The organism is Streptomyces sp. NPDC058665, from assembly GCF_042714995.1.
Taxonomy (GTDB): domain Bacteria; phylum Actinomycetota; class Actinomycetes; order Streptomycetales; family Streptomycetaceae; genus Streptomyces.
On sequence record NZ_JBHXRX010000007.1, the window covers coordinates 187,433 to 196,360 of the forward strand.

Genomic DNA, 8,928 nt, shown 5'->3' on the forward strand with positions numbered 1-8,928 from the left:
CGTACGATGGGGAGTTCCGGCGCACTTCGTACGGCCGAGGGATAGAAACATGGAACTTGATGCGCTCGACTGGGCTCTGCTGCGGGAGCTCCAGCACGATGCACGGCAGACCAACCGCGATCTCGCCGCCAAGACCGGCGTCTCCCCCTCCACCTCGCTGGAGCGGGTCAAGATCCTCCGCGAGCGGGGCGTGATCGACGGGTTCCACGCGGCGCTCGACCTGGAATCGGTGGGCCGCCCCGTACAGGCGCTGATCTCCGTACGGATCAGACCGCCGTCCCGGCCCGTGATCGAGGGGTTCCGCGAGTGGGCGGCGGGGCTGCCGGAGACCATCGGGCTGTTCGTGACGTCGGGCCCGCACGATTTCCTCCTGCATGTGGCGGTCCCCGACGTCGACGGGCTGTACGCCTTCGTCATCGACCGTCTCACCGAGCGCCGCGAGGTCGCGGACGTACAGACGACGATGGTCTACGAGCACGTCCAGTCGCGGTCGATCTCACGGCCGGCCGAGGAGAGCCGGCGGCGGGGTGCGGGGCGACGAAAGCGGTGAGCGGAGAGCAGGAAGCAGGCCATTTTGGAAATGGGAACCATTATCGTATGATGTGCTCATGGCACACAACGAACTCCGTCCGGTCATCAAGCTCCGCTCCACCGCGGGCACCGGCCATACGTATGTCACCCGCAAGAACCGCCGCAGCGACGCGGACCGTCTGGTCCTGCGCAAGTACGACCCGGTCGCCCGTCGGCACGTCGACTTCCGCGAAGAGCGCTGATCACTGATCGCTGATCGCGAGGGGCTTCCCGCCCGAGGCGGGAAGCCCCTCTTCGTCACTTGGTGGTGTCCGCCTTCACCGGTGCCTGTCCGTTCACGTTGGGCGCCGCATCCCGGCTCTGCTCCGCCGGTGCCCGGGTCGAATCACCCCGGTGCTGGAGCGAGTTGAGGATGGTCATGCCCTGGCCGACGAGCCCCGCCGCCATCTCGTTGACACCGTCGGTGCCGTTGAGAACGGTGAGGTTGGAGTCCGCCAGGCCCTTCGCCGCCGCGTCGGCGAGCTCCGGGAGCACCTCCACGACCCGGTTGGCCGCGAGAAGCTCCTGGTTCCCCTCCCGCAGCGAGAGGGCGCGCGCGGTGTTCGCGTCGGCCTGGGCCTGCGCGAGCGTCCGCTGACGGTACGCCTCCGCGTCCGCGGGGCGCCTGACCTCCGCCTCCAGCCGCTGGGCCGCCAGCATCGCCTGCCGCTCGGCCAGCGCCGTCTGCTCCTCGATGACGTCCTGCGACGCCTTCGCCTGAGCGAGCGGTCCGGCCTGGGAGGCGCGGGCCCGTACCTGCTCGGTCTCCGCCTGGAAGCCGGCGCGCTTGATCGAGGTGTCCCTCTCGTACTCGGCCTTCAGCGCCTCCGCCTGCTGCTCGCGCTCGGCGGCCTCCTGGTCGGCCCTGGCCGCGGCGATACGGGCCTGGCTCGCGACAGCCGCGGCGTGCGGCGCCGCCAGGTTGTTGATGTAGCCGGTGGCGTCCTCGATCTCCTGGATCTGGAGGGCGTCGACGACGATGCCGAGCTTCTCCATCTCGCTGTGGCTGGCCGCCTTCACCTCCTGGGCGACCCGGTCCCGCTCGCGGATGATCTGCTCGACGGTCAGTCCACCGACGATGGACCGCAGGTGACCGGCGAAGATCCGGCCCACCAGCTCCTCCATCCGGTCCTGCTCGGCGAGGAAGCGCCGGGCCGCGTTGGCGATCGACACCGCGTCGTCACCGACCTTGAAGACGGTCACCGCGCGCACCGTCAGCCGGATGCCCTGCTGGGTGACACAGTCCTCGGCTATCTCCGCCTCCCGCAACGCCAGGGACAGCATGCGGGCCTTCTGCTTGATGGGTAGAACGAAACTGCCGTGACCGGTGACTATCCGGAACTGGGTGTCCTGGACCTGCCGTTTGGAACCGGAGATGAGCATCGCCTCGTTCGGTGCTGGAACGCGCCAGAACAACATGCGGGACCTCCTGTCCTCACTACACACTCGCACTCGCATCAGTCGGGAAGAGGCTCCACCATCACCGAGCGGGCCGAGAAACGGTCGGTCACCAGGACCCGTACGTTCGTGGCGATCGGCCGGTCGCACCAGGCCGCGTAGGCTTCGGAACCGCCGCGTACGGCCACCAGTACCTCTCCGGGGCCGTCCGGCGGGATCGGGACCGTGATGCGTCCGACCGCTCCCACCGGGCTCTGCGCGGAGTCATCTGTGCCGGACATGAATCGTCGCCCTCACCTCCAGCGCTCAGCACGCTTCCGCTCATATCAGGCTACTCCGGGTCAATACAGACGTCTGCCTCGGGGACGGAAGATCAGCAGATACGCCGTGGCCACGACGGCGATCGCCTCGACCACGACGGTGGCCTGCTTCTCGCCGAACCAGATCGGTTCGTACATGTTCGGGAACGGGCCGAGGACGCCGACGTTCACGTACCGGTACACGAGCAGGAGCGCGAGTCCGCCCGCCGCCACCGCCCAGGCGTAGGCGTCGCCCACGAACCGGCGCCAGACGAGGACCAGCAGCGCGGCCAGCGCGGAGAGGCCGGCCTCGATCCGGAAGAGGTCGCCCTGGCTGATGTCCTCACTGATGCCGTCGTACTGGGGCGCGAGATCCGCGTGGTAGTACGCGTCGAGGGCCAGGGCCGCCGCCGCGAGCACCCGGACCACGCCGCGCACGATGCGGCCCGCGCCGCCCCTGCGCCGGGGCGCGGCGTGCGCGGGGGTGTGTGATGACATGGAGGTCTCCATTCACCCCCCGGGGACGGACCCGCCTGCCGGGCTCCGAGTGGTCGTGGACCGGAGCTGCCGGCGATCAGTAACCGCCGCCGCCGCTGCTGTTCCCGGAGTTCTTGGTGATCTTCTTGCCGTCGGGGCCCATGACGTACCACTTGGCGCCGAACGCGTTGAGGCCCTGCCCGTTGGTCTGGCCGGCCTTCGTGTCGTCGGCGAAGTGGTAGAGCGGGCGTCCGTTGTAGGTCACCTGCATGCTGCCGTCGTCGCGCTTGGTGGTCTTCAGCAGATTGCCCTTGACCCCGCTGCCCGCGGCCGGCGTCGTCTTGACGGTGAACGGCGGCCACTGCTGGGCGCACGCTCCGTTGCACATCGACTTGTTCTTGGTGTCCTTGTCGAACTCGTAGAGCGTCATGCCCTTGTTGTCGACGAGGATCTTGCCGAGGGAGTTGTTGTTCTTGACGTCGACATTCGGGGCCGCTGACGACGACACCGCCGGGACCACCTCGGCCTCACGCCTGTCCGCCTGGCTGCCGGTGTCGGTGTCGGCGGCGCTGCCGTTGTCGCCACCGCCGTCCGAACAGCCGGCCGCCGCGGTGGCGAGCAGCAGGGCGGAGGCCAGCGCGGTGACTGTCCTGGTGTGCCGTCTCATCAGGGACTCCTCGATCGTCGGCCGCCCGCGCGGGCAGCACACGGCCCGCCCGATCGGGGCCGCTCGCCCCAAGTGCACAGCAGGGCCGAGGGACCGGCCACCTGGGCTGGGCCGTCGGAGTGCGGCCCGGCCGGGACCGAGGAGTACCGAGGAGTTGGAGTGGTGACGGGGCGCCCGAGGCGTCCGGTCAGGCTTCCTCGAAGTAGGCGTCGAGCACCGCGTCGAGGTCGGCCGTCCACTTCTTGAGGCTGCCCCGCGAGGGTGCGTCGACCTCCGACTGGTAGTGACGGCGGCCGGTGGTGTGCAGGGTGACGGTGAACCGGCGGGTGAACCTGGGGGTCTCGATCTCCACGGCGCCGATCTCGTCCCAGCCGAACTCCGCCTCGGTCTCGTCGAGCCGGAGGCGGATGCCCGTGCGGTCGGCGGTCATCGAGGCGCGGCGGTCGCTGATGTCGAAGACGGGACCGTCCTTGTCGGCGTCGGCGTCGGTGTCGCCGTCGTCCGGGGCGTCCTTGTTGAAGGAGACCGCCGCGACCGGGTCGTCCGCGCCGTCCGCCTTGTCGTCGGTCTCGGCTTCAGGGTCGGCGACGGCCGACGCCTTGGAGGTCTCGGCCTCCTCGGTCAGCTCTTCGGCCTTCTCCTCGTCGGCGGCCTCCTGAGGAACGTCCTTGGCGGCGTCGTCAGCCTCCTCTACGAGGCGGGGTGCCATGAGCCCAGGGATGAATCCGGGATCGGTTCCCGCGGCGGGTACGGGCTGGATTATCGGATCGATGCGCTCCACGGCTGGCAGTATGGCCGATAAACCTGTGCGAGGAACACTCGGTAGGCGCAGGACCGGCCAATTGCGGTGAATGTGACGAGTCGCATGCCCTTTGAGGGCGAGTACCGGCCTATTCCCGACATGGACCCCGATGACGGGGCGGAGTGCGCCGCCCGATACGCCGAGGCCGTGTGAGGAACCCCAAGTCCGTGCCGTACGGCGGGACATGACGGCCCGCGAGGGCCAACGAGGGTCCCCCGGCGGGACGTAGGGGGCGGATGCCGGGGATCGAGGCTCGCGCTCATGCGCCGAGGCGCCGACGGCGCGCGATCCGACCTGGGCGCGAGCCCGACCGTGCGGATACACCCCCTACTCACCCCCTATTTATTTACCCCTATTCCCCAACCCCTATTTCGGTTCCGCTTGTGGCCGCGGCCCATCCTGACGGGCACGTTCCGGTCTTGGGGAGCGAAGGAAGGCGGCCGATCCTCGCCCGGTCCCGCGGCTCCACAGCGGTCGCCCGGCCCGGCTGCGGAGCCCGGATCCGACAGCCCACCTGCGGGGCGCTGTTCGGGGGCGCCGAACTCGGCGAGTTCGACAACGCCGATGCGCTATGTTTTCACCACGGGAGCGCCCTCGCCCGAACGGGCCGTCCCGTCGCCCGCAAGTACCCGCACGTGACCGGTATCCCCCGCCCGGGGTGGACTATGGCGCGAGGGAAAAGGCGTGGCTATTGTTTTTCAACAACAAGGTAAACAGCCCCGCCGCGCGCCGCTCGCGCCCCCCGCGCGCCTGCTGTCTTCAATTTCGCGCCGCCCGGCCGCCGTCGGCCTTGCGCCCACCGCACTATCCGTGGCAAACGGAATGCCGGGGCTCGCGCACTTCTCCGACCAGGGCATACAGCCGGGCATCTTAAGGCCGACAGCCGTTCATCCAGTGCGCCCAAAAGGTCCGTCCGCCGCATGCTTCGGTCCGTCATCGTCGTACGGGAAAAGCGCGCGGGGATGTCCGGACCCGAGGCGAGCCGATTTGCCAAGGGAGCACGCTCGGCGCGTTTGTGCGCGGGGCGATTCGGCCGCGCGCCGCTCGCGGTCCACCGGGACCACACCCCCGGGACCTGGGCCCCTCCCGGCGCCTCACCAGGGCGTTCACACGGTCACCGCGTGGACCGCGGTGGATTCACGGGGTCTTCAACTCCCGTTCCCCGTACTCGGAGTCGGTCGTCCCGCACCTCTGCCGGCCGCTCCGCGCGAACCCGTCGGCCCCGCCGCGGCGGTCTGCGCACGTACGCACCGGGGGCCGCGTCGCGGGCGCATCACTCGGTCCCTGCGAACTCACCGGTAACACCGACTTCACCTATCCGCGTGATGAACACGTCACGACCGGAACCCTTCGCGTATGGATTCCGTCTAGGTCGCCGGGGGCCAGATCGTCGCTGGTCCTCAGGGTTTTGGCCGAAAGCAAGCCGACGCGCTTGAATCGGCGAGGGAAGCGTTTTTGGTAACCGCGACCGACGGTGAGGACCGTATCGTAGTACGGGCAGTCCGTGAAGCAGCCGACTCCGGGTGTCGGCACCCGCCCAATTCGCCCCGTACAGCAGCAGACCCGGCTCTGCGGACCCTCGAAAGTTCCCCTACGGGCCGGTAATCGCCGCCGAGGTTACTAGGAGATTTCGCACAGCGGCACTTACCACTCCCTAGCGCGACAGCGCTTATCCTATCGCCGGGTGGTGACCGAATACGGTCACTATGCTTCTCATATTGACGACTGGGTTCCGTTTCTGGGTGCGCCGGAAACAGAGTCCAGCCTGCACGACCAAAAGGTGTAAACAGGGGGGGAAGGCTCGTAGTGTTGAAGGAACGGGACAAGATACTCGAACAGCTCGACGATCTGCTGATCCAGTCCACGCGAGGCAGGGGGGCCATCGCCGCGATCAGCGGTTCGACCGCGGTCGGGAAGACCACGACACTCAACGCACTGGCGGAGCGGGCGACTTCGGCGGGCACCATCGTGCTCAGCGTGGTGAGTTCACCCCACGAGCGCGAGGTTCCGTACAGCGCCCTCGCCCAGCTCCTGCACTCGATCGAAACGCAGTGCATCGCCACCGAGGGTCCGGGCAACGGGGGCCCGCGCACTCTCCGTACCGGCAGGGCGGCCGATGTGGCCGCCGCGCTCGCCCCGCCCGGGGCCCACGACGACCCGCTGGCCGTCGCCCGACGGACCTACCAGGTCATCGCCGAACTGACCACCTGGCACCCCGTGCTCATCACGGTGGACGACATCCAGCACACCGACACCGCCACCCTGACCTGCCTGCGCCACCTGGCGCAGCGGTTGACCCAGCTCTCGCTCACGCTGGTCTTCACGCACGGCGTCTCCGTCGACGAGCAGCCGGCTCGGGTCCTGGACGACCTGCTGTACCGGACCAGCGCGCGCCACTTCCATCTGGAGCCGCTCACGCGCGTGGACCTCATGGGGCTGGCCGCGAGCCGGCTCCCGGTCCTGCCGTCGGACCGGCTGATCGTGGAGATCCACCGGCTGAGCGGTGGAAACCCGCTGCTCGCGCTGGCGCTCATCGAGGAGCACCGGCTGCGCGCGGCGTCCGAGTCCGCCCCGGGGCCGGTCCCGCAGCAGACCGAGGGCCCCGGCCGCCAGACGACCACCGAGGGCGGGGCGTCGATCGGCCCGGTCTTCTACCAGGCGGTCCTCGCCTATCTGCACCGGCTCGGTCCGCGCGCGGTCCGGGTCGCCCGGTGCGTCGCCCTGCTGGACGAGGCGACCACGCCTCTTCTGCTGAGCCGCCTGAGCGGTATCGACCCCGAACTGCTGAAACGTTATATACGGCTGTTCACCACCATGGGGGTGCTGGAGGGCGCGCGGCTGCGGCACGCGGGCGTGCGGCAGGCGGTCCTCGGTGAGATGCCGCACGGCGAGGCGACCCAGCAGCGCTACCGCGCCGCCTGCCTGTTGAACGAGGGCGGGGCGCCGCCGCAGGCCGTCGCCATGCATCTGCTCAACGTCGGCCCGCTGCACGACGGATGGGTGCTGCCCGTCCTCCAGGAGGCCGCGTCCCACGCCATGGAGGACGGGGACGTACCGCAGGGCATCCGGTATCTGGAGCTGGCCTGCGAGTGCTCGTCGGACGAGGGACAGCGGCTGTCGGCCAAGTCCCTCTACGCGTTCGGCCAGTGGCAGCTCAGGCCCGCCGAGTCCGGCCCGCACTTCCGCGCGCTCAAGGGCCCCATCCTCGAAGGGAAACTCGCGGGCAACGACGCCCTGTGGGTCGCCGAGGGGATGCTGTTCCACCTCAACTTCGACGAGGCACTGGAGGTTGTCGACCACGTCAACACCGGCGACGAGGACCTGTCGAACGCGCTGCACAGCACCCGGATGCTGATGGCCGCCGAAGTCCCCGGTCTGCTCGAACGACTGAGCCGTCCGCTCCCGGCCACCACCGCCCCTGCGACGTCCCACGCGGAATTAAGGGCACGCCACGCCCTCGCACTCGTCCTTGAGAACGGCGCCGACAAATACGCCGTCGCCCTGGCGGAGCAGGTGTTCCAGGGCAGCCAGAGCCGGTCGACTTCGAGACTCAGCGGTCTGCCGAAGGCGCTGCTGGCCCTGTGCTACGCGGATCAACTCGACGCCGCGGCCACGTGGTACGAGCTGGTCGCGGCCGAGATGGAAGGACATGAGGCCCCCGGCTGGCGCGCCCAGATCGAAAGCGTCGGCGCGCTCCTCTCCCTGCGGCGCGGACGGCTGGCGGACGCCGTACGCCAGGCGGAGACTGCGTACGCCCGGCTGTCCGGGCCGAGGTGGAACGTCAGCAGCGCGCTGGCACTGACCGTGCTCGTCGAGGCCCACACCGCCATGGGCAACCACCAGGCCGCGGCGAAGCACTTGGCGGCCGAGCCGCCGCCGGCGCTCTTCCTCACCCGCGCGGGGCTGCACTACCTGTACGCGCGCGGCCGTCACCACCTCGCGACGGGCAACACGTATCTCGCGCTGTCGGACTTCCAGGAGTGCGGCACGCTGATGCGGCGCTGGGACATCGACACCCCCGCCCTGGCGCCCTGGCGGCTCGGAGAGGCCGAGGTGTGGCTGCGGCTGGGCGACCGGGAGCAGGCGGCCCGGCTCGTCGAGAAGCAGCTCACCAATCCCGACAACGGGCTCACCCGCTCGCGCGGGATGACCCTGCACACCCTGGCGCTGGTCCAGGCGACCGCCAAGCAGCCCTCGATCCTGCGGGACGCCTTCCGGCTGCTGGAGGCGAGCGGCGCGCGTTACGAGGCGGCGGCGGTCCTGGCCGATCTCAGCCGCGCCTACCAGCAGTTGGGCGACAAGCGGGCACGGCCGACCGCCCGGCGCGCGTGGCGGCTCGCCAAGAGCTGCCAGGCGGAGTCGCTCTGCCAGGCGCTGCTCCCGACGTCCATGCCGCAGAACATGGACACCAGGCCGGCCGAGGGGTCCCGCGGTCCCGACCGGGTGGCCCAGGACAGTTTCGGCACCCTCAGCGAGTCCGAACGACGCGTCGCGATGCTGGCCGCGCAGGGGTACGCCAACCGTGAGATCGCCGAGAGGCTGTTCATCACGGTGAGCACCGTGGAGCAGCATCTGACCCGCGTCTACCGCAAGATGGGCATCAGAAACCGCGAACAGCTCCTCCAGGGAGCACACGCGGTCAGCTACCAGTCCGTCTGATCCGTATCACCCGTATCCCTTCAAGGGGCCCTGTCCGCCTGCCCGTTCTCCAACGG

At 69.5% G+C, this 8,928-nt stretch carries 8 protein-coding genes; 3 read left to right on the forward strand and 5 right to left on the reverse strand.

Annotated elements, in window-relative coordinates:
- Positions 1 to 49 precede the first annotated feature (49 nt).
- The gene (locus ACFWV8_RS06870; RefSeq protein WP_384198650.1) at positions 50 to 550 is read left to right on the forward strand and encodes an Lrp/AsnC family transcriptional regulator; all 501 of its coding nucleotides are present in this window, start codon (positions 50 to 52) and stop codon (positions 548 to 550) included.
- Between the two features lie 58 nt (positions 551 to 608).
- Positions 609 to 773, forward strand: a complete 165-nt coding sequence (rpmG, locus tag ACFWV8_RS06875) for a 50S ribosomal protein L33 (RefSeq protein WP_329390902.1) — start codon at positions 609 to 611, stop codon at positions 771 to 773.
- 55 nt (positions 774 to 828) lie between these two features.
- Here rpmG and ACFWV8_RS06880 read toward each other — a convergent pair whose 3' ends face one another.
- From ACFWV8_RS06880 to ACFWV8_RS06900, 5 genes are all read right to left on the reverse strand, one after another.
- Positions 829 to 1,989 (reverse strand): SPFH domain-containing protein, encoded by a 1,161-nt coding sequence (locus tag ACFWV8_RS06880; protein WP_384198653.1) that lies wholly within the window; start codon positions 1,987 to 1,989, stop codon positions 829 to 831.
- 38 nt (positions 1,990 to 2,027) lie between these two features.
- Positions 2,028 to 2,249, reverse strand: a complete 222-nt coding sequence (locus ACFWV8_RS06885; protein WP_384198654.1) for a hypothetical protein — start codon at positions 2,247 to 2,249, stop codon at positions 2,028 to 2,030.
- A gap of 60 nt (positions 2,250 to 2,309) precedes the next feature.
- Positions 2,310 to 2,765: a hypothetical protein gene (locus ACFWV8_RS06890; RefSeq protein WP_384198656.1), complete on the reverse strand. Its 456-nt coding sequence runs from the start codon at positions 2,763 to 2,765 to the stop codon at positions 2,310 to 2,312.
- A gap of 76 nt (positions 2,766 to 2,841) precedes the next feature.
- Complete coding sequence (locus ACFWV8_RS06895; RefSeq protein ID WP_384198658.1) at positions 2,842 to 3,411, reverse strand: hypothetical protein; 570 nt, start codon at positions 3,409 to 3,411, stop codon at positions 2,842 to 2,844.
- A 187-nt stretch (positions 3,412 to 3,598) separates the two neighbouring features.
- Positions 3,599 to 4,192, reverse strand: a complete 594-nt coding sequence (locus ACFWV8_RS06900) for a hypothetical protein (RefSeq protein WP_384198659.1) — start codon at positions 4,190 to 4,192, stop codon at positions 3,599 to 3,601.
- Positions 4,193 to 6,019: 1,827 nt separating this feature from the next.
- Here ACFWV8_RS06900 and ACFWV8_RS06905 point away from each other — a divergent pair.
- On the forward strand, positions 6,020 to 8,872 hold the full coding sequence (locus ACFWV8_RS06905) for an AAA family ATPase (RefSeq protein WP_384198661.1): 2,853 nt from the start codon (positions 6,020 to 6,022) through the stop codon (positions 8,870 to 8,872).
- The last annotated feature ends 56 nt before the right edge of the window (positions 8,873 to 8,928 follow it).